The 25,123-nt window shown below is 43.9% G+C and carries 19 protein-coding genes; 8 read left to right on the top strand and 11 right to left on the bottom strand.

Annotated features, from left to right (window positions below; all coding sequences use genetic code 11):
• Positions 1-15: 15 nt before the first annotated feature.
• The 7 genes from gndA to ACEN9X_RS10825 all read right to left on the bottom strand — a co-directional run bounded on the left by gndA (position 16) and on the right by ACEN9X_RS10825 (position 9,719).
• Positions 16-1,440 carry an NADP-dependent phosphogluconate dehydrogenase gene (gene gndA, locus ACEN9X_RS10855; protein ID WP_091210035.1) on the bottom strand — a complete coding sequence of 475 codons (1,425 nt, stop codon included), beginning with the start codon at positions 1,438-1,440 and terminating at the stop codon, positions 16-18.
• Complete coding sequence (locus ACEN9X_RS10850; RefSeq protein WP_091210034.1) at positions 1,437-2,060, bottom strand: HAD family hydrolase; 624 nt, start codon at positions 2,058-2,060, stop codon at positions 1,437-1,439. The genes gndA and ACEN9X_RS10850 overlap by 4 nt, the downstream gene beginning before the upstream one ends.
• 104 nt (positions 2,061-2,164) lie before the next feature.
• Positions 2,165-3,253: a transaldolase gene (gene tal / locus ACEN9X_RS10845; protein WP_413670388.1), complete on the bottom strand. Its 1,089-nt coding sequence runs from the start codon at positions 3,251-3,253 to the stop codon at positions 2,165-2,167.
• 229 nt (positions 3,254-3,482) lie between these two features.
• Positions 3,483-4,190, bottom strand: coding sequence for a ribose 5-phosphate isomerase A (rpiA, locus tag ACEN9X_RS10840; RefSeq protein ID WP_413670387.1), 708 nt, complete (start codon positions 4,188-4,190; stop codon positions 3,483-3,485).
• Positions 4,191-4,293: 103 nt separating this feature from the next.
• Complete coding sequence (gene tkt, locus ACEN9X_RS10835) at positions 4,294-6,297, bottom strand: transketolase (protein ID WP_413670386.1); 2,004 nt, start codon at positions 6,295-6,297, stop codon at positions 4,294-4,296.
• Positions 6,298-6,335: 38 nt separating this feature from the next.
• A complete protein-coding gene (locus ACEN9X_RS10830) occupies positions 6,336-7,091 on the bottom strand; it encodes an ROK family protein (protein WP_413670385.1) in 756 nt (251 codons plus the stop codon).
• Positions 7,092-7,334: 243 nt separating this feature from the next.
• Positions 7,335-9,719 (bottom strand): alpha-L-rhamnosidase C-terminal domain-containing protein, encoded by a 2,385-nt coding sequence (locus ACEN9X_RS10825; RefSeq protein ID WP_413670384.1) that lies wholly within the window; start codon positions 9,717-9,719, stop codon positions 7,335-7,337.
• A gap of 354 nt (positions 9,720-10,073) precedes the next feature.
• Here ACEN9X_RS10825 and ACEN9X_RS10820 point away from each other — a divergent pair, with 354 nt between their 5' ends.
• On the top strand, positions 10,074-12,494 hold the full coding sequence (locus ACEN9X_RS10820; RefSeq protein ID WP_413670383.1) for a DUF2339 domain-containing protein: 2,421 nt from the start codon (positions 10,074-10,076) through the stop codon (positions 12,492-12,494).
• The gene (locus ACEN9X_RS10815; RefSeq protein ID WP_413670382.1) at positions 12,469-13,704 is read left to right on the top strand and encodes a hypothetical protein; all 1,236 of its coding nucleotides are present in this window, start codon (positions 12,469-12,471) and stop codon (positions 13,702-13,704) included. The genes ACEN9X_RS10820 and ACEN9X_RS10815 overlap by 26 nt, the downstream gene beginning before the upstream one ends.
• Before the next feature lie 291 nt (positions 13,705-13,995).
• Here ACEN9X_RS10815 and ACEN9X_RS10810 read toward each other — a convergent pair whose 3' ends face one another.
• Together ACEN9X_RS10810 and ACEN9X_RS10805 are read right to left on the bottom strand one after the other, a co-directional pair.
• Complete coding sequence (locus ACEN9X_RS10810; protein ID WP_413670381.1) at positions 13,996-15,000, bottom strand: amidohydrolase family protein; 1,005 nt, start codon at positions 14,998-15,000, stop codon at positions 13,996-13,998.
• Positions 15,001-15,157: 157 nt separating this feature from the next.
• The gene (locus ACEN9X_RS10805) at positions 15,158-16,054 is read right to left on the bottom strand and encodes a LysR substrate-binding domain-containing protein (RefSeq protein WP_413670380.1); all 897 of its coding nucleotides are present in this window, start codon (positions 16,052-16,054) and stop codon (positions 15,158-15,160) included.
• A gap of 122 nt (positions 16,055-16,176) precedes the next feature.
• On the opposite strand from ACEN9X_RS10805, the gene ACEN9X_RS10800 reads away from it, so the two are divergent.
• Together ACEN9X_RS10800 and ACEN9X_RS10795 are read left to right on the top strand one after the other, a co-directional pair.
• Complete coding sequence (locus tag ACEN9X_RS10800; RefSeq protein WP_413670379.1) at positions 16,177-16,728, top strand: hypothetical protein; 552 nt, start codon at positions 16,177-16,179, stop codon at positions 16,726-16,728.
• Positions 16,728-17,720: an NADP-dependent oxidoreductase gene (locus tag ACEN9X_RS10795; protein ID WP_413670378.1), complete on the top strand. Its 993-nt coding sequence runs from the start codon at positions 16,728-16,730 to the stop codon at positions 17,718-17,720. Before ACEN9X_RS10800 ends, ACEN9X_RS10795 begins: the two co-directional genes overlap by 1 nt.
• 120 nt (positions 17,721-17,840) lie before the next feature.
• Here ACEN9X_RS10795 and ACEN9X_RS10790 read toward each other — a convergent pair whose 3' ends face one another.
• Complete coding sequence (locus ACEN9X_RS10790) at positions 17,841-18,770, bottom strand: TIGR01777 family oxidoreductase (RefSeq protein WP_413670377.1); 930 nt, start codon at positions 18,768-18,770, stop codon at positions 17,841-17,843.
• 2 nt (positions 18,771-18,772) lie between these two features.
• Positions 18,773-19,594, bottom strand: a complete 822-nt coding sequence (locus ACEN9X_RS10785; RefSeq protein WP_413670376.1) for a DCC1-like thiol-disulfide oxidoreductase family protein — start codon at positions 19,592-19,594, stop codon at positions 18,773-18,775.
• A gap of 365 nt (positions 19,595-19,959) precedes the next feature.
• Between ACEN9X_RS10785 and ACEN9X_RS10780 the strand changes: the two genes are divergently transcribed.
• The 4 genes from ACEN9X_RS10780 to xrtN are packed head-to-tail and all read left to right on the top strand — an operon-like array spanning position 19,960 to position 24,789.
• Positions 19,960-20,598: a hypothetical protein gene (locus ACEN9X_RS10780; RefSeq protein WP_413670375.1), complete on the top strand. Its 639-nt coding sequence runs from the start codon at positions 19,960-19,962 to the stop codon at positions 20,596-20,598.
• Positions 20,595-20,897 (top strand): winged helix-turn-helix domain-containing protein, encoded by a 303-nt coding sequence (locus ACEN9X_RS10775; protein ID WP_413670374.1) that lies wholly within the window; start codon positions 20,595-20,597, stop codon positions 20,895-20,897. The genes ACEN9X_RS10780 and ACEN9X_RS10775 overlap by 4 nt, the downstream gene beginning before the upstream one ends.
• A gap of 51 nt (positions 20,898-20,948) precedes the next feature.
• On the top strand, positions 20,949-23,456 hold the full coding sequence (locus ACEN9X_RS10770; RefSeq protein WP_413670373.1) for an XrtN system VIT domain-containing protein: 2,508 nt from the start codon (positions 20,949-20,951) through the stop codon (positions 23,454-23,456).
• Positions 23,437-24,789, top strand: a complete 1,353-nt coding sequence (xrtN, locus tag ACEN9X_RS10765) for an exosortase N (RefSeq protein WP_413670372.1) — start codon at positions 23,437-23,439, stop codon at positions 24,787-24,789. The genes ACEN9X_RS10770 and xrtN overlap by 20 nt, the downstream gene beginning before the upstream one ends.
• Positions 24,790-25,123: the final 334 nt, after the last annotated feature.

The following is a 25,123-nucleotide window of genomic DNA, read 5'->3' as shown; positions in this document are numbered from 1 at the left end:
AATTAATAGCGTTAATTAATCGTTTGCAGGAGCCCATTGTGTATGGAAAGTACCTTCTTTGCCAATAAGCTCGTAAGTATGCGCGCCAAAATAGTCGCGTTGAGCCTGGGTTAAGTTTGAAGGCATCCTTTCGCTGCGGAAAGCATCGAAATAGCTTAATGCCGAAGCATAACCCGGAGCAGCAACACCGGCAGCAATAGTAGCCGATAATACTTTCCTGATGCCCGGTAAAGTACCGGCAACCAATGCCTGGATATCGCTGTCAAGCAACAGGTGAGGTAATTGCTGATCTTTGCTGTAAGCATTGTAAATATCATTCAAAAACTCTGAACGGATGATACAGCCGCCTCTCCAGATCTTGGCAATTTCGCCTAAATGAAGGTCATATTTATACTCTTCAGATGCTTTGGTAAGCAGGTGCATACCCTGAGCGTAAGTAACGATGCTGGTGAAATAGAAAGCCTGCTCTAAAGCAACCAATAACTCTTCTTTATCGCCTTTCAGGTCGATAGGATCATTATAAAGCGTTGAAGCTTTTTCGCGCAGCGATTTGTATTTTGACAGATCGCGCATTGATACCGATGTATCGATGGTTGGGATTGGGGTTACCAAATCCATAGCCACCTGCGAGGTCCATTTACCGGTACCTTTAGCCTTAGCTTCGTCTTTAATATCATCTAACAATAAATGATCGGTACCCGGAGCTTTGTATTTGAAAATATCTTTGGTGATATCTAACAGGAATGACTGTAAACGGCCTTCGTTCCATTTTGTGAACAAATCGCCTATTTCGTCATTACCTAACTTTAAGCCTTTTTTCAGGATCTCATAAGTTTCGGCAATTACCTGCATGATACCGTACTCGATGCCGTTGTGTACCATTTTAACAAAGTGACCTGATGCGCCAGGGCCAATGTAAGTAACACAAGGCTCGCCGTTAACTTTAGCGGCAATAGCTTCAAAAATAGGTTTCATTACAGCGTAAGCATCCTTATCGCCACCCGGCATCATGCTCGGGCCACGACGGGCTCCCTCTTCACCACCTGATACACCCATGCCAAAGAAATGCAGGCCTTTAGCTTCCAGTTCTTCAACACGACGGTTGGTATCAGTAAAGTGCGAGTTACCGCCATCAATCAGGATATCGCCTTTTTCCAATAACGGAGTTAATTCCTCAATTACAGCATCAACAATTTTACCGGCCGGCACCAGCATCATGATGGCCCTTGGCGTGGTTAAGCTTTGAATAAATTCCTTAACATCTGAAAAGCCTTTGGCTTCCCTGTCACCAGCTTCCTGGTTCAATGAATCTACTTTACCGGTATCTTTATCGTGTCCGGCAACCGCGAAGCCATGATCGGCCATGTTCAGCAGCAGGCTGCGACCCATAACACCCAGGCCTATCATGCCAAAAGCGTATTTGTTTTCTGTTGCGCTCATTTTTTGAGGTTTTCTTTTTTAAGAGTTTCTAAAATTTTCTTAGTGCTTTCAAGGCTGGTATGCTGAAACGAACGGATACCCAGTTTTTGCGCGGTATCAACAAACATTTTCCTATCGTCGAAATAAACGCATTGCTGCGGCGATGCCTGGGCTATGCCCATGGCTAACTGCCAGATACCCGGATCGGGTTTGCGCATTTTTACTTCGCATGATGATACAAAGGCATCAAAACATTCATGCAGCTTAAACTTGCGTACCCGGTAATCGTTCAGTTCCTTACCCTCGTTGTTCACTGATATAATACGGAAGCCGCAATCTTTTTTCCACTCTTTAAGGAATTGCAGCATTGGCAATTCAACAGAGGTAGAATAGATAAAATCCTTAAAATCTTCGCGTACAAAATCTCTCGGGTGGTTAAATATCACCGTATCAAGATATTCATCAAGCGTGATGCTGCCAATTTCATATACGTTGAAAATAAAATTGTGCAGGGCGTTAACCTCATCATAGTCGAGGTTAAACCTTTTAGCCGCTTCTTCGCGGGCTTCGTGTCCCCATCCGTTCGACAGCAAAATGCCGCCCACGTCAAAAAAAAGGATCTTCAGATCAGCAACTTCCATAGATGTAGTATTTTTTAGCCGGAAGTCTTTAGTCTTAAGTTCGAAGTCAAAAAAAATATTCCGACTACGAACTCACGACTTTCGACTTAAGACTACGAACTTGATTACTTGTTTTTTTGTGCTTCGATAGCGTTCAACAGCTTTTCAAACGGCTTGTTGAATTTCTCGATACCTTCATCCTCTAATTGCTGGGTTACAGCAGCAAGGTCAATACCTAAAGACGGTAGTTTAGCTAAGATCTCGGTAGCTTTATCTAAACCGGTTTCTAAAGTGTTTGCAGCAATACCGTGATCACGGAAAGCGTCAACAGTTTCCAACGGAACGGTATCAACAGTATCCGGGCCAATTAATGCCTCAACATATTTGGTATCTTTAAATGCAGGGTTTTTGCTGCCGGTACTTGCCCATAGCAAACGCTGTGGTTGTGCGCCCTGGTCGGCAAGTTTTTGCCATCTTTCGCCACTGAATACCCTTTTGTAAATTTCGTAAGCTTTTTTAGCTGATGCGATTGCGACCTCACCATACAGCTCTTTTTCGCCTTTTGCTTCGATAATCGGATCCACAACAACATCAATACGGCTCAGGAAGAAGCTGGCTACTGATGAAATGTGGGCAATTTTATGACCTGCAGCTAAATGCTCTTCCAAACCTGCGATGTAAGCTTCGGTTACTTCTTCGTAACGTTCTAAACCAAACAGCAGGGTAACGTTAATGTTGATACCTTTTGCAATTGATTGTTGAATAGCTGCCAAACCTGGTTTAGTGCCAGGGATTTTGATCATTACGTTTTCGCGGTCAACTTTTTTCCAAAGTTCTTCGGCTTGTTTAGCAGTACCTTCGGTATCTAAAGCCAAAAACGGAGAAACTTCAAGGCTTACGTAACCATCAACTTTGTTTGATTCTTCGTAAACACCTTTAAACAGGTCGGCAGCGGCCTGGATATCTTTAACAGCTATTTCAAAAAACAGCTTTTCGTTGTCGCTTTCAGATTTAAGTGCAGCGATATCAGCATCATAATCAGAACTGCTGCTGATAGCCTTTTCAAAAATTGCAGGGTTTGAAGTAACGCCGCGTACGCCGTCAACGTCAATTAATTCTTTAAGTTTTCCTGATGAAATGATCTCACGGTCAATAAAATCAAGCCAGATACTCTGACCAAAACCATGTATCTGCGCTACGTTATTAGTTGCCATAATAGGGTTTGTTTTTGTGTTTGTTAATTATTTTGTTAAAAGCGCGATGAAGGTAGTAAAAATTGCTACCAAATCGGTCTGTTATGTAAAGTTCTTAATAACAATGCCAGTAATTGTAAGATTTATATCATAGTTTGTTAACATACTATTGCTAAGTCGGAAGTTCTAAGTCTTAAGTCGAAAGTCTTATTCTTTCCCGACTTCGGACTTGCGACTCCTGACTTAAGACTTAATTATTCGAGGCCATGATAATGTTCACATCAAAGCCGATAAAAAGCCCGCTCTCAATTACACCTGTTATCGATTTAATATCCTTCTCAAAACTTTTACCGATCTCAGCAAACTTGGCATCCAGTACCAGGTTGCCGTTTTCTGAAATTATCGGGCCGTCTTTACCTTTTGCCGGACGGATGGTTAATTCGGTAGCTCCCAGGCTTTTTAGTTCTTTTTCCACATAAGGCAGTGCTTGCGGGAAAACCTCAATAGGCACCGGAAATTTGGAACCTAACTTATCAACCATCTTCGACTCATCAACTATGATATAGCTAACCGCGCTTGAGCTGATGAGTAACTTTTCTTTGAACATGGCCCCTCCCCGCCCTTTGATCAGGCTTTTGTCGGGGTCAACCTCATCGGCACCGTCAAACAGCCAGTCGGGTTTATATTCATAAAGCGTTGTTACAGGCAAACCCAGCTTGGCGCAAAACATAGAAAGCTCAACCGAAGTAGGGATAGCCTTTACATTTAGTTTTTCATCTTTTACCCTTTGGGCAATAGCCACCAGGGCCAGGTATGATGTTGAGCCTGAGCCAACACCTATAATATCGCCATCCTTCACTTTTGCTGCAATTTCGGCAGCTACCTTTTGTTTGCCTTCGATGTTGATGATCTTATCGGCCCACTCCAGGTTAATTATCAGGTTGCTGTTCCAGTTCATTTTTATTTAGATGTGAGATATGAGATTTGAGACGTGAGATTAAGATAGAGGATCAGCATCGAAGCTTTTCCCAATCTCAAATCTCACATCTAATATCTCAAATCTATAACAGAGCTTTTGCTTTTTTAACTACGTTATCTACAGTAAAGCCGAAGTGTTTGTACAGGTCTTCGGCAGGGGCTGATTCACCAAAGGTGGTCATGCCCAGCATGTCGCCTTCGTCGGTGGTGTATTTATGCCAGCCCATTGGCGATGCCATTTCAACGGCCAAACGTTTTCTGCTTGCTTTAGGGAATACCGACTCTTTGTAAGCCGCGTCCTGTTTTTCAAACAGCTCCCATGATGGCATACTTACCACGCGGGTTGAAATACCTTCTGCTTCTAATTTTTCCTGAGCTTGCATGATCAGCGCAACTTCTGAGCCTGTTGCGATAAGGATCAGATCTGGTCCTTTGCTGCCTTCAGAAAGGATATAAGCACCTTTCTCCAGGTTTTCGGCTTTACCGTATTTATCCTGGTCAAGGATAGGTAAGCCCTGACGGGTGAAGATCAATACGGTTGGGCCGCCTTTTTTCTCGATAGCAACACGCCATGCATGTGCACTTTCGTTAGCATCTGCCGGGCGGATCACGGTTAAGTTTGGTATCGAACGTAAAGAAGCCAGTTGCTCAACGGGCTGGTGGGTAGTACCATCCTCGCCTAAACCGATACTGTCATGTGTATAAACAAAAATCGGGTTTATTTTCATGATGGCGGCCAGGCGGATTGGCGGGCGCATATATTCAGAGAACATCAGGAAGGTAGCACCGAAAGGCAGCAAGCCTTTGGTTAAAGCCATACCATTCAATGCCGAACCCATAGCATGCTCGCGGATACCGAAGTGGAAGTTGCGGCCTGCACGGTTTTCTGATGTAAATGAATCGTACTCTTTCAGGTTGGTTTCTGTTGATGGGGCAAGATCGGCCGCACCGCCAATCAGGTTTGGCAATGCCGGGGCGATAGCGTTCAACACTTTGCCTGACGCCTGGCGGGTTGCCATTTTAGGATCAGAGCCTTTAAATACAGGCAATTTTTCTTTCCATCCGGCAGGAAGTTCGCCTTTAGCGGCAGCTTCATATTCGGCAGCTAATTCGGGGAACTTTGCTTTATAGTCGGCAAATAACTTGTTCCATTTTTCTTCAACTGCAGCACCACGGGCACCTTTGGTATGGTAGTAATCCAACACCTCGTCAGGTACGTTAAATGATTTATCAGGATCAAAGCCGAAAAATTGTTTTACCAGTTTAATTTCGTCGGCGCCAAGCGGTGAACCGTGTGAACCTGCAGTACCTGATTTGTTAGGGCTGCCATAAGCAATCAGCGAACGAACGCGGATAAATGATGGTTTTTGAGTTTCTGCCTTAGCGTTGATCAAAGCCAGTTCAAGCGCGTGAGTATCATTAACATCGGTAAGGTCCTGAACATGCCAGCCGTATGCACGGAAACGGGCGCTTACATCTTCATTGAAAGCGATATCGGTGCTGCCTTCAATGGAGATGTGGTTATCATCATATAAATAGATGAGGTTACCTAATTGCAGGTGACCAGCCAGCGAAGCTGCTTCTGAAGTTACGCCTTCCATCAAATCGCCATCGCTGCAGATGGTATAAATATTGTAGTTGAACAGCTCAAAACCTGGCTTGTTGTAGCGTGCAGCCAAATGTTTTTGCGCGATAGCGAAACCCACAGCATTGGCAAAACCCTGTCCCAGCGGACCGGTAGTGACCTCTATGCCGGGAGCCAAACCATATTCCGGGTGACCGGCGGTTTTGCTGTTCAGCTGACGGAACTGTTTAATATCATCTAATGAAAGATCATAGCCCATTAAATACAAAAAGTTATATTGTAAAATACAAGCGTGACCAGCCGAAAGGATAAACCTATCGCGGTTTGCCCAATCAGGGTTTTTAGGGTTATAGTTCAAAAACTTGGTCCATAAAACGTGGCCCATTGGTGCCAGCGCCATTGCTGTACCCGGGTGGCCTGAATTTGCTTTTTGCACGGCATCGGCGGCTAATACCCGTACGGTATCTATCGCCAATTTTTCTATGTCTTTTTGGTTTTCCATTTTGTTATCAGGTATTGTAGTTAGTGTTAGTTTTCTGTTTACTCGGTAGGTGTTGCAAGTTTGCGTTTGGTTTTGCTTTCTTCTTCATCGCGCCAAAGTCTTGCTCCTCCTTTTATACCATCGGCATTGGTAACTATTTTCATGTTTTTATCAAGCTTAAAGTCAAGCTTGTCTGAATTGCCGCCGCCAATATATAAAGTATCATAGTTAAATACGGTTTTCAGTATTTTGAAAACCTTCTTCATGCGCTTGTTCCATTTCTCTTTGCCTTCTTTATCTAAAGCCCTGTCTCCTATGTAGTCATCATAATCAATACCCTCTTTTATGGGCAGATGGGATAATTCAAAATGCGGCAATAAATGACCGTCCATTAACAAAGCGGTACCGAAACCGGTACCCAGGGTTACTACCATTTCAAGGCCTTTGCCGGCAACTACGCCAAGCCCCTGCATATCGGCATCGTTTACCACCTGTGCTGGTTTGCCCAATGCTTTTTCAAGTTTTTTGCTTAAGTCAACATCGGCCCAAAAATCGGTACCCAGGTTTGGCGCGGTTTTAACAACCCCGTTTTTTACATAACCCGGAAAGCCAACCGATATTTTATCAAATGCCGGAAAATCCTTAACAAGGGTGTTGATAGCTTTTATAACGTTTTCGGGATTTGCAGGAGCAGGAGTAGGTATTTTATCGTACTCCATTTTTAAATCCCCTTTTTTATTCAGGATAGTGGCTTTAATGTGTGAACCACCGATATCGATTGAGAGAACCCTTAGCTGGGATGGTGTTTTTTTCATTTAGCGTAATTTATTTAGCTGGTTAGCAATTTGGTGAAACCCTTAGTCCCCAGCGCATAAATATCACATTTTAATAATATCAAATTGTTAAATAATGCGATAAAATCAATTTATCCCTCTATGAGCAACAAAGGTAAAGTTAGCGTTGCTTTTATTTACCAATTTAATTTTAAAAAGTATTTTACTTATGCGTGGCAAAAACAATGTAATTAAGGTAAAATGTTAATAACCCTGTCAGTTTTTTCAGATGATTAAACTGTTATTACCTGTTTTTAGCGTAAAAGTTTTCCCTTTCCATACAAAAATGCCCGATGTGTTGCCTGGTAAGGTTATGCTGATGTTCCATTTTCCCTTGTTGAACAGATATTTAGCGAAAATTTTTCCGTTTGGATGCGGCACTTCGCCGCTAATGTTTTTGATCTGCCCCAAATGCGGTTCAATTTTTATTTTGCTGAAGCCGGGTGCATAACTATCAACTCCTAAAACAGTACGGTAAAACTCAATATTAGGACTTGCGCCCCAGGCATGACAGTCAGAACGGTTATGGTCAAGGTCGGAGATCTCGGCCCAGGTGGTTAAGCCCATTTTGATATTATCACGCCATATATTGAGCCAGTTTAAATAGTCATCGCCCAATCCTCCTTTTACCATAGCCTGATGCAGGTAATATTTAAAGTAGATGGTGCATTTGGTAAGCGTACTATCATTCAATAGCTTTAAGCTGATATCATGAGCTGTTGCGTTGTTTACCATACCAGCAAGTACCGCTATAGAATTGGTATGCTGGGAGAATAGTTGCTTATCCTCGGTATCGGCGTAAAGCTTTTTGCCCGCATCCCAGTATTTGTTTTGGATGGCGGTTTTTAACTGTGCCGCTTTGGCTTTATACATTGCCGCAAATACCGGCATCCCCATTTTTCCTTCCATTTCGGCAGCCTGCTGATAGGCCCACATTAACTGCATATCTAATATGGCCGATGTGCCTTTGGCGCTTTTTGGTGCCTGGCCAAAATCCCAGCCTTTATCGCTCACCCAGTCAACAAACGTCCAGTAAGGGGTATCTTTCAATGAGCCATCAGCCTGTTGGTATTTGCTGAAAAAGTTAAGCACATCGCGCATGCCGGACAGCTTATTTTTTATAAATGAGCTGTCGGGCCGGTACATCCAGTAATCGTGCAGCATGCCTATATACCATAACGAAAAGGTAGAAATGATTTGCGGTGAGAACGAAGGGTGGCGGCTCAGTGTAATCCCCTCGGCTAACCGCGAATGGTCCATCTGGTTGATGGCATTGCGCACAAGGCGGTCGTCACCACTATTATAAAAGGATACCAGTGCCTGGATGCGGGTATCTCCAACATATTGCAACTGTTCGTAATACGGGCAATCGGTATAGGTTTCACCGGCGCAAAGGCGGGCGGTTCGCCAGCCTATATCCAGCATTTGCTGCATTTCGGGATTGGGCGTTTCCAGTTTGGCATTCAGTTTAAAGGGATAGCCGGTAAACGTTCCGTAAATATCATCAATAACCAATGGTTCATCTTTGGTGGTTATTTTTACCTCGACATACCTGAAAGTGCGCCAGGTTAAAGTGGTAAATGAATTACCCGTAGCACCATCAGAAACAATACTATCACGCCTGCCAACAAAGATTTTCCCGTCCACATCATTCCGGTTTCCTTTGACCGTGCCTTCGGGGCCGGTCAAGGTTTTAAATAATGATTCGGTATAACTGATGCCGATACCTGCATTTTTACCCTTGCTAAAATTCAGAGTTAAAAATGCATTGGTTAAATACGTTTGATCGAGCAGTAAAGTGGCCGATGTATTGGCTGGAATAGAGATCGCAGTTTTATTCGCAGGGAACGAGGTTGGGATTGTTACACCATCGGCCTTTCGTAAAACCGGGATCCTTTGATTGGTCATTTCCATGGCAGGGATTGACGATGGTACCAGCATCCATCCAAAAGCATTGGTTACACCTTTCGGGTTTCCATTATCAATGCGGATGGCGTTTTTCCAGCTACCGTCGTCAAGTCCGGCGGTATTCCAATCTTTTATGGATTGATTCAGATCTACCCTTTCGCCCGGACCTGCAACATAATAAGGATGCCAGCCGATACCTGTAATAGGTAAAAATGATTTATCCCGGATGCATTTCCAGGTTTTATTGGTGTTGATGATCTCTTCGGCAGGGGTATCACCCTGCATAATGAAACCGGTTTGTAATGAGATCTGCGCTTCGGGCCGGTAATCACCATCATTCCAAACCACAGCTGCAATGAGGTTTTTGCCTGCCTGAAGGTATGGTGCAAGATCAACCGTTTCGTAATTCCAGTAATAAGTATCGCCACGTGCCGGACCTAATGAAACCAGCGTTTGATTAACATAAAGTTTATAGCGGTTATCGGCTGATACATGAACAACAAAGGAAGCCGGTTTTGCGGCCAGGTCAACACTTTTCCTGAAATAATAAACCCCGTAGTCTTTTAGCGACTCATTAGGAGCTGTGATCCAGAAGGCTTTCCATTGGTATTTTAAGAGCCCCGGATTAATGGTTTGTGCATAAGCGGATGCTGAAATAAAAAGAAAAACGGCAATAAGGCTGTGCTTGAAAAATGCTTTCATGAATAGTGCGGTTTGTAGGTAATTGGCTTCACAGCTAAATTACAATTAAAGCAACACTAATTTATATGCAATATGCTTAATGGTTAAGAGCAAGGATATCGGTTTTAAAAGCTGTTGTAATAGGGGGCACCTAACGGAGCCAATTCTCTTTGATTTTAATTTCTACAAACATGCTACTCCTACGGAGTTTAAAAAGCATACGACTATAACTCCGTAGGAGTAGCATGTTTATAGCAAGCAAGACGTATATGTATGGGATCCATAGGCGCCTCCTGTTTAAAAGCGACCCAAAACAGGCCCGATAGTGGATTATCTTATAATTCCGTTATCTTTATTTTTTACAAACCTAAAACTATGGATGTATTAGCCGTCTTTTTATTAGTGGTTATCATTATTATGATGCTGAACCACAAGGGCAGTTTAAACAATAAGATCAAGGAACTGGAATTTAGAATATTCGAACTAAGAGGTATTATTGAACAACTGAAAATAACCCGGCCCCCTGCTACCGAAGATATTAAAAAGACCGAAAGCCCAACACCGGTTATCACCCCGATTCCACCTGTAACGCCGGCTATACCTGTCATTGCTGAACCACCTGTTGAAGAACCGCAACCACCTGTTGAGGCTGAAATAAAACCACAACCTGTTACACCTCCGAAAATTGAAAGGCAGCCCGAAGTTATTGAAGATAGCCGGTCAATTATCAATCGCCCTATAAAAACACGCGATTTTGAGCCGGCAAGGCCGGTTGAACCCAAACTATCATTCTTTGAGCGCCACCCGGATCTCGAAAAATTCATTGGCGAAAACTTGATCAATAAAATAGGTATAGCCATACTGGTACTGGCTATTGGCTTCTTTGTGAAATACGCTATTGATAACGATTGGATAGGATTGGTAGGCCGCGTAGGCATTGGTATAGTTTGCGGAGGTATTTTAATTGGTGTTGCGCATGCGCTCCGTAACAGTTATAAGGCGTTTAGCTCGGTATTGGTAGGTGGTGGCCTGGCTGTGTTTTATTTTACCATAACGCTGGCTTTTCAGCAGTTTCACCTGTTTAACCAAACAACAGCATTCATCATTTTAATTGTGATCACCATTTTTGCCGTAGTGCTCTCCTTATTATATGATAAGCAGGAGCTGGCGGTAATTGCCCTGGTTGGCGGCTTTGCCAGTCCCTTTATGGTAAGCAACGGCAGCGCCAACTATAATGGTCTGTTTATTTACCTGCTGATATTAAATACCGGCCTGCTCATTATTGCTTATTACAAGGCATGGCGCGTGCTTAATATTGTGTCGTTTGGATTTACGGTAATTGTTTTTTCGACGGTGCTGTATACGCTTACTCCGGCTACCTATCATTTCGGTTTCATTTACGCCAGCATTTTTTACGCGCTTTACTTTGCTATCAACATAGCGAACAACGTAAGGGAGAACAAAAAATTCATCGCGTCCGATTTCAGCATCCTGCTTATCAATACCGGGCTGTATTTTGCTGCCGGCCTGTACCTGTTAACCATGATGCACGATGAGCAGTACCGCGGTTTGTTTTGTGTGAGTTTGGCTGTAGTGAACTTGGTGCTGTCATTCATCCTGTTCCGCAACCGAAAGGTGGATACCAATATCCTGTACCTGCTGATAGGCATTACGTTAACCTTTATTTCGCTGGCTGCACCTATTCAGTTGCATGGCAATAACATTACTATTTTCTGGGCTTCAGAAACGGTGTTGCTCTACTGGTTGTACCTGCGTTCGGGTATCCAGCTCATGAAATACACGTCCGTTTTTTTATGGATAGCCATGTTGTTAAGCCTTATTATGGACTTGTATCAAACCTATGGCAATTATAGCCAAAGCCTTACTGTAATAGCTAATAAAGGATTCATCACTACGGTATTTGCTGCCACCAGTTCATTTTTACTTTCGGTATTGGTTAAAAGAGACGTTACTAAACAAGTGCATACCGAAGTTTTCACCGAGCAGCTTTTTGGGGTAGCAGCACTTGTACTCTTGTTTTTAAGTGGCCTGCTGGAGATCAACCACCAATTCCTGAACCATTACCCCGATACCGGGCTTAACATTTTATACGTAATGGTTTACACTCCGGTATTTGTATTTATCTATTACACGATATCCTCTAAAATAGAAGTCATCAATTTTGCCGGTGGCGTGAAGCTTACTATTCTGCTCATCTGCGTAATTGTTTACCTGGTACTTACACCGCAATACTATTCATTGCAGCATTTAATGCTCGAAGGCGGCAAACCATCAACCAGTCATTTTATGGCACATTGGATTGGTGCGATATTTACGGGCTTGCTATTTTACAGGGTGATCCGCCTGTGTCAGCAAAACATGGACGAAGGCCTGAAGAAAGTGTTCACCTGGTTATTGAGCGCCGGTGTTGTTTTATTTTTAAGCTTTGAGGTAAGCCTGATGAGCAACCTGTTATTCTACAGTAAAGCAAATCCTATCGATCAAATAGAAACCGTGTATATAAAAACAGGATTGCCTGTATTGTGGGGACTGCTTTCATTTGCGCTGATGTGGCTGGGTATGAAGTATAAGCTGCGGGTGATGCGGGTTGCCTCTTTAACCTTGTTCTCGCTTACCTTATTAAAACTATTTTTGTTCGATATTAAAAACATCCCGGTTTGGGGTAAAATAGCTGCTTTCTTTTGTTTGGGGGTACTGCTTCTTATTGTGGCATTCATGTACCAGCGAACAGCAAAAAAATCCATTACCGATGATGAAGCTAAGAAAAATGAATAGGTTAACACTTTTTATACTGCTGCTTTGCGGGGCAATATTACCGGCATCGGCGCAAAAAAACTTTAAATATAAAGCCGCGCTGCAACAGATTGACAGCACCGGCTTTTACCGTATTGGCTTACAGCCCGGTTTGGTGGCAAAAGCCAAGCCCAATCTGTCGGATATCCGCATTGCAGATGCGAAAGGTAATTTTGTGCCTTACATCCAGGCCGGCAGTCTCCCGCAAAAAAGCCAGAAAAGCTTTGTTGTTTTCCCGGAGATAACTAATACCCCTAAAACCGATACCAGTACTGTTTTCATTATCGAAAATAAAACCGGACTGGTGCTCGACCGCCTTTGGATCAGGTTGCAAAATACTGCTGTAAAACGCAAGGTAAACCTGCTGGGCAGCGATGACCAGAGCCAGTGGTTTGCCATCCAGGAAGATATCCCGCTACAGGAAGCAGTACAAAACAGTGAGGGCACTTACCTGCAATCCTTATCCTTCCCCGCAAGTAACTATCGTTATTTAAAAATCCAGGTAAACGATAAAAATAAGAGCCCGGTTAAGTTTTTACAAGCCGGCATTTATACCGAGTATGCATCAGCGGCCCAGGGCTATACAGACATTACACCTGTTAATGTTATCCGTGCCGACAGTAATAAAACCACCTACATTGATGTAAAGCTGAATGATAATTACCAGGTAAACAAACTGCACCTCAACATTAGTGCGCCGAGGTATTATAAACGTGGTGTTGCGGTTTACCAGTTTGTGAACAACGGCAAAGAATTGCTGAGCGAAGCCGAGCTGTCATCGGATAAAACCCCCGATCTGCTGGTAGCTGCTAAAACCAATCACTTGCTGATAGAGATAAGCAATGGCGATAACCAGCCGCTGAGCATCGGAGAGATCAAAGCATATCAATCTGATGAATACCTGATCAGCTATTTGGAGGCTAAGCAAAGCTACCAGTTCCTGGTTGGAGATTCCCTGGCGCAAGCTCCTGAGTATGACCTTAAGTTTTTTGCTGATAGCATCAGGGAGAATACGCCGGTTATAAAACATGAAGCTGTTATTAAAAGCACAGACTATGCCGTAACTGCCAAACCGGCCGGGAAAGATTATACAGTGCTGATTTGGGTTGCAATTATTGTTTCATTAGGGTTGCTATTATTTTTGACTTTGAAGATGACTAAGGAGGTGAAGAAGAAGGAAGGGGAAAAATGAAATTGTAATTAAAAACCATGTCATTCACGTCCCATCAGGGTCTCTCGAAGAGGACCCTGATGTATACGCCACGTTGAACATCCCGGTAGATGTTTAGAAGGCGGAGAAACGCTATTAAAATAAAACCATGTCATTGCGCAGCGTGGCAATCTCGTAGCTATTCTATCGGATATGCAAAGCTGCTCTGCATTGGCTACGGGATTGCCGCGTCACCCCATCGCTCATTCCCTTGCTGTTCCTCGCAATGACTTTTGAGTTTGTTGCTCAAAAAAACAGCAAGGTTTTAAACATTTACTTGGTAAGAACCCGCGTATTCAATATCTGTTGAGTAGTTTGTTTACCTAAACTTTCATTCAATATCTTAATATACGTGTCGATATCTGTTAACGGCCAGTCTGTTCCAAATACGATATGATCTGTACCAATCTTTTCGATCTGTTTTTTGAGGGCGGTCAACGGGGCCCAGGCTACCCTGCCTTTGATAGGTTTGACGGGATCTTTATCTGAACCGAGCGGGAAAACGGCGCTGACATCGAGGTATAAATGAGGCGTTTTGCCGGAATGCAGATAAGCTGCAATTAGCGACAACGCTTTATCAGTTTGCCGGTCGTAGCCGCCCCAACCTGCCATGTGAGCGATAACCATCTTGGTGTTTCCTGCAAAAGGCAGTATTTGTTTTAATAAAATTTCGGTATTTGCTGCACCATCCCACTTTTGGCCATCGCGGAAATGAACGAGCAAAAGCAGGTGGTATTTATTAGCAACAGCAAATACGTTCTGCAATTGCTTAACCTGGGCTTTATCAAAAAGGTTAATCTTGCTATTAGCAAAATGAAGCTTGAGGCCGGTAAAACGTTTGGAGCCAGCGCAGCGTTCAATCTCGCCTATGGCATACGGCTTTAACGGATTAACGCTCATAAAGGCTTTTAACCTATCGGGATATCGTTCCGCTTGCACGACTATCCAGTTGTTTTGCTTTTTTACTTCTTCGTATTCGTTCTCCACGGGTGTTGCCGGCGAACCAAACCAGTAGGCATTTGATATGATCCAGGCCGAATAAAACTTTGCCCTGTCAAGTCGCTTAATAATGGTGTCAGCGTCAAAGCAAAGCGAATCCATCCTGGTAGCCTTCAGGTGGAAAGCCTTCATCATGCGGTATCCCAATTGCACTGTGGCTGAATCTTGCAGGTGAACGTGGTAATCCGTGTAATAATTGGGTTTTACCTGCGCCTTTAGTTTACCGGTCAATGTAAAGAAAAATATAAAGGCAATGGCCCGCGGCAAATGGAACTTCATTATGTTCAATATAGCAATTATATATGGTTGGACCTTAGTACTCCTGTTTAATCAAATTTTGCCCTTAACTCCTGTTTCTGTGGTCGCCGCAATCCGGAAATATTGAGTATTTGCTGTAGTTTGTTATGACAGGCATATACGGTATTTTACGTAGCATCTACAAATCATCCACATGATAATCCGTTGCATGACTTGCAATACCTTGCGCAAGCGCTAATGCCGAACGTTTGCGGTAGGCGTTTCTGGGCCAGGCAATTGTTGCTTCCCGGATCATACCTGCACCGGTGATCTTGATAGCTTTGAGACTGGGATGATTAAAGGCAGAAGAACCCATAAGCACAGTGGCCCACCTACCCGTGTCAACCAGTTGCAGGAGCATATGGATGTCATTAACTTCCATTTTAACGTTGGGTGTTACCTGGTGTTTTTGCAACACGCTATCAAGGTAATTGCGGATACTATAACCGGCTGAAGGCAATAACAAAGGAATTTCGCTAAGCTGCCTGAGATTTATCTGTTTCTTTTGGACCAGCGGGTGATCTGAATGAACGATAAGTGCGAGAAAAGATGAAAAGATCCTTTCCGCTTGGATAGTAGCCGATTGTTGCTCTGGTATAAAAGAGAGCATCATATCCAGTTTACCCTGCTCTAACTGACCGAGCATGTCCTGCGTTGTACCAAAACCGATCTGCAATTTGATATTGGGGTATTGGGCACTGAAATCCAATATTGCTTTGGTTAGCAAATTAGTAAGCCCGTATGTAGTGCCAACGGTAACGGTGCCACTTTGCAGGTTCATCAGGTCTTTAAGCATATCGCGCCCTTCTTCGGCATCCCTTACTGTTTTTTGCGCATATGGCAAAAAGGACTTACCAGCTTCAGTAAGGCGTACGCGCTTGGCCACCCGATCAAACAACGGTAACTGTAATTCATCTTCCAGCTGTTTAATTTGTTGTGATAGTGTGCTCTGGGTAATAAACACAGCCGATGCCGCATCTGTAAAGTTTTGCAATTCAGCAGCTTTTATAAAATATTTCAGTTGGCGAAGTTCCATGATCTAAGATAACAATTGATTTTTTATAATCGCTTTTATCAATGAACTATATCTAAAAAATGAGTTTAGACGATTAAGTTTTATCCCTGAACTTTGATTTAACAAATTAAAACAACAAGATCATGGAAATTCAACAAACTCCCGAAAACGCTTTATCCCACTCTGTAGTTAAAGCCACTATCAATGCTCCCATCGAAAAAGTAAATATTGCCGACTGGCTCTTCAACCTGCCCGATGCAGAATATCAAAAATGCTCGGTTAATCATATTGCGGCCGGTTTGACCCGTACTTATGATGGCCAGCCAATGTCTATCAACGTGGAAATGATAGGCGATGCGATGGTAATACAGCATTATGTAGCGACAGAATATCGCCCGGATTATTGCCGCATGCTCTCTGTGTCTGATGTATTTGGTAAAAGCGGCCGTAGTACCGTGCAGGTACTTTGGGAGCTCAAAGCCACTCCGATTGATGCAGCTACCTGCGAATATACCAACGAAATTCATGCCACTGCCACCCCCGAATTTTTAGCTTTTATTAAAGAACATGGCGTTACATTAGCACAAGCCGCTGCCAGCCGCCAGGCGGCTTCAGACCTGCACAACCACGAGGAAACGCCGCTATTCGCCAAAAGCATCGAACTAAAAGCGCTCACCGGAAAATATGGCATCTAATGAAAAGTAAACTAATCAGGCTGGCTTCCCTGCCGGTAGGAATACCGCAGGAGGCTAACTTCAATTTAGGGTTTGAAGAGTTGCCCGCTATTAAAGCTGGCGAATTGTTGCTCAAAACATTGTACATTTCTGTTGATCCTTATCTCCGGGCTAAAATGGCAGGAGGGCACAAGCCGCCGCTTGTTGCCGGTGACATCATGTATTCACGCGCGGTGGCGGAGGTTGTGGCCTCAGCTGCTGCGGACTTTAAACCAGGGGATAAAGTGCTCGGTTTCCTGGAATGGCGCGATTACCTGATCCACAATGGCGAAGGGCTGACACGATTAGATGACAGCGGCCTTCCTTTGAGCAGCTATCTCAGCGTCCTGGGTTCTACAGGGCTTTCGGCCTACTTTGCGCTAACCGATATCGGCAAACCCAAACCCTGCGAAACACTGGTGGTTTCCGGCGCTGCCGGAGCCGTGGGCAGCATTGCCGGGCAAATAGGTAAATTAATGGGCTGCCGGGTAATCGGCATTGCCGGAAGTAACGAAAAAGTTGATTGGATGAAATCGCAGCTGGGCTTCGACGCTGGAATTGACTACAAAACCACTCCCGACACTGGGGCCGCGGTATCCAGCCTATGTCCCGATGGTATAGATATCTATTTTGATAATGTAGGCGGAGCTATTTCAGACGCAGTGATTAACCGGATGAATGATTATGGGCGTGTAGTAGTTTGTGGTTCCATAGCTAATTACAATGATACAGCCTCTGGGACCGGAATGCCATTGCTTCCCCTGGTGGTATACAAAAAACTGTTGGTACAGGGTTTTCTTATTGCGGATTATAAAGCCCGTTTTGCCGAAGGTATCGGAAGATTGCAACAATGGATAGCGGCGGGTCAATTACAATACGCCGAAACAATTATGGACGGTTTTGACAGGCTTCCTGAAGCTTTTATTGGTTTATTCGAGGGTAAAAACGAAGGCAAAATGATCGTACGGGTATAATCATCCTACCCAAGGCAAGTAGCAGAGCCGGACTTACGAAGTTTTGGAAACCTCGTAAGTTTTCACCAGCTCAATGGTCTTCAAATGGTTCTTCAACGACATTTGATGTGTTTGAAGCGCTTAATTTCTTATACTCAAAATATCATGCACCGCATACTCAGCTTTTTCATACTGAAACTTAAACCCGCTATCTAATAGTCGCTTCGGCATCACCCAGCGGCTTTTTAATATCAGCTCGGTCTCGGTGCCGATTACTATAGCGCCAACTTCAAGCAACCATTGCGGGGCGGGTAAGCCAAAAGGAGCGCCGTAGGCCTTGCGGATGGCATGCATCATATCGGTGTTTTTCGCGCCTTCCGGGGCAGTACAGTTAAATACACCGCTCAATTCAGGATGATCAAGTAGCCATTGTGTAGTGCGGGCTACGTCATGCTCGTGCACCCAGGCCATATATTGCCGGCCATCGCCCTGTTTACCGCCGAGGCCAAACTTGACCAGGTTAAGCAACCGCGGAAAAACGCTGTCGCTCCGGCCTAACACAATGCCCATGCGCAGGGCAATTTTACGGGTATGGGGCGTATCGGTTTTAAAGAAAGTGCTTTCCCAGATCTGGCAAACATCGATAGAAAAGCCATAGCCTATTTCGCCGGTTTCCTCATCCTGCGGATGGTCTTCGGCGTGGCGATAAATGGTGGCAGAGGTTACGTTGATCCAAACTTTTGGCGGGTTAACCATTTTATTGATCACCTTGCCCAATAGTTCGGTAGGTACTACCCTTGAACGGATGATCCCCCTTTTATTTTTTTCGGTGTAACGGCAGTTCACATTTTTACCGCACAGGTTTATCAGCATATCGGCGCCCGCAAGGTGTACTGTCCAGCCGGCTTCGGTTTCGCCGTCCCAAACAGCGGTGTGCACGTTGCCATCTACCGGTTTTTGTTTGCGGGCAAGGATGATCACTTCATCTGCAAGGTCGCGATAATAATTGGCCAGCACTGTACCGAGGTAACCGTTACCACCGGCCAGTACAATTTTTTTATAGGGTTTCATGATCAGTTAAGGTTTAAAATAAGCAACAATAAAACTATGCGGTAGGTTACCCAGGTAACGGTGAGCACCCAGCCCAGCCCTAATAGTTTGGTACGCCGAATGTGTTCGAGGAACATCACCCCGGCAACAGCCATAAAATATAAAGTATAAACCGCGGCACCGAATTGAAAAAAGTGGCTCACAACCAAACCTATCAACAGTAACAAACTACCGGCGAAAGAGATGGTCATCATATTGCCGAGGTAGGTCCAAAGGTTACGGCGGTCAAAGCTGCATATCGCTGCTCCCTGGAAAAGGATCTGCCCGCCGCAGATTAGGTATTCGCGGTAAGGGTTACCTAAAGGAACCACTCCCAAAAGCAGATGTGCATAAGCGGTAAGGATAAAGCCGGTACAAAACCAGGTAAACAGTAAATACAGTAAACGGTAATGGAGTTTAAATGTAGGCTGATACTCAAAGCCGGTTTCGGCAGCGGGGATAATAACCCGCCTGTTGTATGATATAAAGGCATAAGCTTTGCTCATAAGCCATACAAAAGGCTTAAAGGCAAACAAAGGAGCAAATACCGGCCAGGTATTCGCAATGATCTTGAACAGGCTTTTAACGCCGTAAGTAACCTCCCCGCTTTCCAGGTTGATCAGCGCTATTTCATTAACGGCCCGTTGCCTGTCATAAACAGGGCATGTACCGGCATGTGTTTCTTCCTGGTATGAAGAACGGCCATTATGGTCAAGCATCCCGGTTTTTACAAAAGCGCGGGTATAAACACGGCACATGGGACACTCGGCATCAAACAGGATCATGTGGTTCTTAAGTGTTTTCATAACTTTCAGTGTTTTCTGAAACAAATATACAATATATTTAAAACTTTCAATAAATACTGAAAATTAAATTTAGGCAACCTGCTTTTGCATGTAGGGACTGGGGAGTGCTTTAAAACGAATTTGTCATTTCGATGGAGCAAGGGCACGGTTGAGCATTGGGGCGAAAGAGAAATCTTATACGCTATGCTCTAAACCTTGCATGAGGCTTTACTGCGGGTATAAGATTTCTCCTCCCCCAAACCACAAATCTCCGCTGGTTCGTTTGAAATGACATAAAGGTTTAATGGGTAAAAGGTAGTAAACTATTAATTGCTTACTAAAAAAACTTCCTCTCCCTCTTGCAAAATCAAATCTTATATTTAACTTTGAACAACAAAGTACTTTTAATGGAAGACAAAGACATTCATGCAGAGTTAAGTTCCATCCGCAACCTGATGGAGCGTTCGGCCAAATTTATTTCGCTTAGCGGCCTTTCGGGCGTAATGGCGGGGATTTATGCATTCATTGGCGCGGGGATAGGATATAACTTACTACAGGGCGAGTATGCTACACTTAGGGAGCGCCATACTTACAATGAAGAATTGCTGATTGTTAAATTATTTGTCGTGGCAGTTGCAGTCCTTGTACTGTCAATTGGCACAGGGATCTGGCTGTCGGTACGCAAAGCCAAAAGAACCGGGCAATCAGTTTGGAATGCCGGCAGTAAACGCCTGCTTATTAATATGGCAATCCCGCTGGTAAGCGGTGGTTTGTTTACCCTGATATTGGTTTACCGTGGTTATTATGGCGTTGTGGCCCCCACTACAATGATATTTTACGGCATGTCATTAGTTGCCGGCAGCCATTATACATATTCGGGCATTAGGAGCTTGGGGATATTGGAGATTTTATTAGGTTTGCTGTGTGCTGTAATGCCGGGCTACGGCTTAATTTTTTGGAGTATTGGTTTTGGCTTACTCCACATTATTTATGGTACGGTAATGCATTTTAGATACGATAAGTGAAGATATCATTAGATCAGTTTGATAAAGCCTTTGAAAACCGCATTCGCCTGCAAATCATGAGCGTATTGGTTGCCAATGAAAGCTACGACTTTAACTCGCTTAAAGAACTGCTTAACCTTACCGATGGTAACCTGGCATCGCACCTGAAAGCATTGGAAAAGGAAGAATATATCCTGGTGGAAAAAACTTTCATTGGGCGCAAACCCAATACACGTTACCTGGCATCCGAAAAAGGACGCTCCGCTTTCAGGCTGCACCTTCTCGCGCTCGAAAATTTGATCAAGCAACAAAAGCTATAAATTTTTTTACCTATAAACTTTGAAATGCAAAGTACTTTTAATTTATAAAACATGAAAAATCTTAAAGCAATTTTATTTGAAGATAGTGTTCTTAAACTTGGCCTAATCCTAATCACTATATCTGCCGGTCTCTTCTTTGTAGAAGGGTCCGGCCTTTTTGAACTTACTGAGGGGGTTGCTTTCGGCGCCTTTTGCTTTAATTACCTGGCCTCCGTTGTGTTTTTCTTTGTGGTGATATTTAAAGGGTTTAAACGCCTGCATTATTGGATACTGCTCCTGGTACTCTGGTTTATCAGCGCCTTTGCACTTAACCTGAGCATCCCTGTTTTCAATACATCGGTTACCTGGTTGTCGGTTGTTATCTGTATCTCCACTATCTCCATTATAACCTCCGTGTTTATAAATGAGCTCAGTTTAAGAATGAAACACGTTTTAATATTTTTCCTGGGTATAGCTTTCCTGCTTTTTATTTACTACAGCGTATACCTTACCTCCATGTACCTCATCGGCATTTTTGCCGCCATTGCGCTGGGTTTGTCATTACATGTTTTTGTGCCGATGGGTTTGGCCATAGCTACGTTTCTTACTATCAGAAAAGCGGTAAGGGGCAGCAAGTCATTAAAAATGGCATTGTGGGCCGGTTTATTGTTACCTGTGGTAGCATGCAGCATTTTTATATGGCAATGGAAAAGCATCAATAACCAGGTTAATCTTGCTATCAATCACAATACACTATCCGAAGGCAAACTGCCAACCTGGGTGGTGATCAGCCAAAATATTCCTAAAAACGCCATAGCACAACGGATCATCAAAGCTGGCATCGTGTACAAAACGGCCAACCTGACCGACAGCTGGTTCTGGGGCGACTGGAATAAAGCCTCATTTGATGAGCCCATGCAACATGATCCTTTTATAGTGATAGCAAGCCTGTTTGGCGGCGATTTAAACCTTGACGAAAAGGAACGGATAAAAATACTGGAAGCGATGTACGATTCACGCCACCAGGCACAGGAACGGCTTTGGAGCGGCGATAAGCTAAAAACAGCCAATGAGATCACCAATGTGAAGATTTTCCCGGAATACCGCTTAGCTTATACCGAAAAAACACTGACCGTGCATAACACTGAAAACCGGGGAGTAAGGGCCTGGCTTGGCAAACAGGAAGCTATTTACACATTCCATGTTCCGGAGGGTTCGGTTGTTAGCTCGTTATCATTGTGGATAGATGGTAAAGAACAAAAGTCAAGGCTAACCACCAAAGCTAAAGCCGATTCTGCCTATCATGAAATTGTAGGTGTTGAACAACATGATCCATCGGTGATCCACTGGCAGGAGGGCAATACCGTAACGGCACGAATTTTTCCCTGCACACCCGAAGAAAACCGGAAGTTTAGAGTGGGGATTACAAGCCCGCTGCGCAAACAGGGCGATATGCTTACCTATGAAGGCAGTTATTTCGATGGCCCGTCGCCTGAAGGTGTTACCGAAGCAATCCAGGTGTCCTTTTCCCAAAAGCCCGAAGGACTTAACCTGTCAGGCTTTGACGAAATAACTAACGGAGTTTATACTGCCGACCGACCTTATCAGCCAGATGAACAGATCACATTTAAAGCCCCGCCGCTCACAAATACAGCCTTTACATTTGCCGGTAAAGGTTATAAGCTAAAAGACTATCAGCCGCAAACAGAAAGCTTTAATCCGGAGGTTATATATCTTGATCTGAATGCCAGTTGGGCAGCAGATGAACTTGACGAGCTTTGGCCGGCTATCAAAACCAAAAAGGTTTACTATTACGACGGCAAGCTGGAAACTCTGACTGAAGAAAACCGCGGAAATGTTTTAAACAGGATGAGCAAACTCAATTTCAGTATGTTCCCGGTTAATGAGATCAAAAACCCGGAAAATTCATTGCTTATTACCAAATGTGCCGAAACCTCCCCTAACCTGCACGATCTTGACGAATCGGAGTTTGGAAGAGCACTAACCAGTTATCTGCCCGATGCTAAGCCATTGCAGTTATATAATATCGGTACAAACCTAACGCCCTATTTAAAGGCGCTGAAGGAAATGCGGGTGTTTACTTATAATGAAGGTGATGTAGCAACGCTGCAAAGCAGGCTCGCCAAACATGAATTTACCCGCTCGCAGGAAGATTCAACCCATGTGGTGCTTGCCCAATCGGGTTTGGTTATTGAGCAAACTGCCGATACCTTAAAAGCCGGAAATGCGCCCGACCACCTGTTACGGCTGTTTGCCTATAACGACATTATGAAAAAGGTTGGTCCGCATTATTTTGATAAAACCTATGTGCAGCCCGATATTATCGAAGAGGCTAATGAGGCTTTTATAGCCTCGCCGGTTTCGAGTCTTATTGTATTGGAAACTCAAAAAGATTATGAACGCTTCGGGATTGATGAAAATAAGAACAGTCTTCAAAATGCTTCCGCAAAATCATCAGGAGCAGTGCCCGAACCCGGCGAGTGGTTGCTGATCCTGGTTGTAATAGCAGTTATAAACTTCTTAGTATACAAGAACAAACATGTTCAGCCGGAGCTATAATTTGCAGGAATATGTGCCATTTAAATTAACCGGCAGCAGGTTAATCATCAACAGTTGCTGGTTAATATACATTGGCATTACAGCAAGGCTATGTATCATTTATTTTAAGTGGGATGCTAATATGCTGCTTGGCCTGGCACTTGTGCCTTATATCTGCAAAGTAAAACGTGGCAGCTTTTCTTTACGGTACCTGGCCCCTGCCCTTATTTTTGCAACAATAGGTGTTTGTTTGCCTGTTAAAACAAATTTGTTCCTGGCGCTGCTGTTTTCGGCACTGTTGTTTTTTGAGAACCTGAAAGGAAAAGTAAGCCTTGTGTTGTTTCTGCTGTTGCTGCTTATATCCCCCACGTTTCAACATATCAGCAACATGTTTAGCTTTCCCTTAAGGATCTGGCTTAGTGGGGTAGCGGCCTCTCTCCTTTCAATTATGGGAGTCGCCGCCAGTGCAGCTGGCAACGTCATTCAGTTTAAAGGCTCCGAATTTTCTGTGGATCAGGCATGTGCCGGTCTGCATATGTTGGCTGCCTCGTTCATGATCTGCCTGTTCATGATAGCTTATTACCAGCGGCAAGCGGCAAAGCAACTGCACCTGATGTGGATCTTGTTTTTGTTGATGTTTACTTTTGCGTTAAACATTTTGTGCAACCTTTGCCGCATCCTGCTGCTGGTGTTTTTTAAAATACCGGCGGGTACTATGATGCATGACCTTGCCGGTATCATCTGCCTGCTTGTTTATGTGGTATTGCCTTTGTTGTGGTTCTCTTCTTTCGTATTAAAACGGACCGAAAAACCATACATCGATCCCCGCTTTTATAAAACAATCAGGCTGGCGCCTGATGAATTGCGCTTTCCGCTGATACACTTTGTATTGGCAGCCATGCTGGTTGTAGTAACCTTCAACATCAAATCGATGGATGACCTGAATGACAAAAACGTAAGCAACATATCATTAACCGGCTATAAAAAAGCTGTGCTGGAAAGCGGGGTGATCAAGTTTGAAAAAGACGGCGCATTGGTTTATGTTAAACCATCCCCGTTTTATTGCCCCGAGCACGATCCTATGATTTGCTGGCAGGGAAGCGGCTATGTTTTCAATAAAATAAAAAAAGAGGTTGTTGCCGGTCGTGAGGTTTATTGGGCTGTACTTACCAAAGCGAAGGATAAGATCTATGCGGCATGGTGGTTTGATAACGGCAGCATAAAATCCGTCAACGAGTTTGAATGGCGATGGGCGGCAGCAAAAGGGGCTAAGTTGTTTTACCTGGTGAATGTTAATGCAGCTTCGGAGGCGGCGTTATTGGAAGCGGTGAAGAATTTGCCGGCTATTAAATAATAATACTTTGCGCCTTAGGGAGTACCCATCAGGAAAATCCTGAAAAAAGTGATGGTGTATAAAACATATTTTAGCGGCGGTGTATGTTGGGGCGTTAGTGATAGTAGCGGATACCGGCCAATGTCATTAAGAAAATCCCCCAGAGGGGGAACAGGTTTGTAGCAATATCATATACCGAAAATCACCGTGCCAGAGGTACGGAACATCGGAGTTGTGTACCTCTGGCACACTAAGACAAACAAACCTTTCATTTCTACAAACTTTTGCACCTCTGGTGCAACCTATCAATCCCATAGCGCACGCCGCTTTGTAAATCATTAAGTTCAGGAATTTG

Source organism: Mucilaginibacter sp. Mucisp86 (assembly GCF_047324315.1).
Lineage (GTDB): Bacteria > Bacteroidota > Bacteroidia > Sphingobacteriales > Sphingobacteriaceae > Mucilaginibacter.
This window is presented reverse-complemented; position numbering and strand designations above follow the sequence as displayed.

Coding starts and splice junctions, on each gene's coding strand:
- ACEN9X_RS10795 (WP_413670378.1), top strand. CDS start 16,728: ATGAAAAGTAAACTAATCAGGCTGGCTTCCCTGCCGGTAGGAATACCG.
- ACEN9X_RS10850 (WP_091210034.1), bottom strand. CDS start 2,060: ATGGAAGTTGCTGATCTGAAGATCCTTTTTTTTGACGTGGGCGGCATT.
- ACEN9X_RS10810 (WP_413670381.1), bottom strand. CDS start 15,000: ATGAAGTTCCATTTGCCGCGGGCCATTGCCTTTATATTTTTCTTTACA.
- ACEN9X_RS10785 (WP_413670376.1), bottom strand. CDS start 19,594: ATGAAAACACTTAAGAACCACATGATCCTGTTTGATGCCGAGTGTCCC.
- xrtN (WP_413670372.1), top strand. CDS start 23,437: ATGTTCAGCCGGAGCTATAATTTGCAGGAATATGTGCCATTTAAATTA.
- tal (WP_413670388.1), bottom strand. CDS start 3,253: ATGGCAACTAATAACGTAGCGCAGATACATGGTTTTGGTCAGAGTATC.
- ACEN9X_RS10790 (WP_413670377.1), bottom strand. CDS start 18,770: ATGAAACCCTATAAAAAAATTGTACTGGCCGGTGGTAACGGTTACCTC.
- rpiA (WP_413670387.1), bottom strand. CDS start 4,190: ATGAACTGGAACAGCAACCTGATAATTAACCTGGAGTGGGCCGATAAG.
- gndA (WP_091210035.1), bottom strand. CDS start 1,440: ATGAGCGCAACAGAAAACAAATACGCTTTTGGCATGATAGGCCTGGGT.
- ACEN9X_RS10770 (WP_413670373.1), top strand. CDS start 20,949: ATGAAAAATCTTAAAGCAATTTTATTTGAAGATAGTGTTCTTAAACTT.
- ACEN9X_RS10830 (WP_413670385.1), bottom strand. CDS start 7,091: ATGAAAAAAACACCATCCCAGCTAAGGGTTCTCTCAATCGATATCGGT.
- ACEN9X_RS10805 (WP_413670380.1), bottom strand. CDS start 16,054: ATGGAACTTCGCCAACTGAAATATTTTATAAAAGCTGCTGAATTGCAA.
- ACEN9X_RS10800 (WP_413670379.1), top strand. CDS start 16,177: ATGGAAATTCAACAAACTCCCGAAAACGCTTTATCCCACTCTGTAGTT.
- ACEN9X_RS10820 (WP_413670383.1), top strand. CDS start 10,074: ATGGATGTATTAGCCGTCTTTTTATTAGTGGTTATCATTATTATGATG.
- tkt (WP_413670386.1), bottom strand. CDS start 6,297: ATGGAAAACCAAAAAGACATAGAAAAATTGGCGATAGATACCGTACGG.
- ACEN9X_RS10815 (WP_413670382.1), top strand. CDS start 12,469: ATGATGAAGCTAAGAAAAATGAATAGGTTAACACTTTTTATACTGCTG.
- ACEN9X_RS10825 (WP_413670384.1), bottom strand. CDS start 9,719: ATGAAAGCATTTTTCAAGCACAGCCTTATTGCCGTTTTTCTTTTTATT.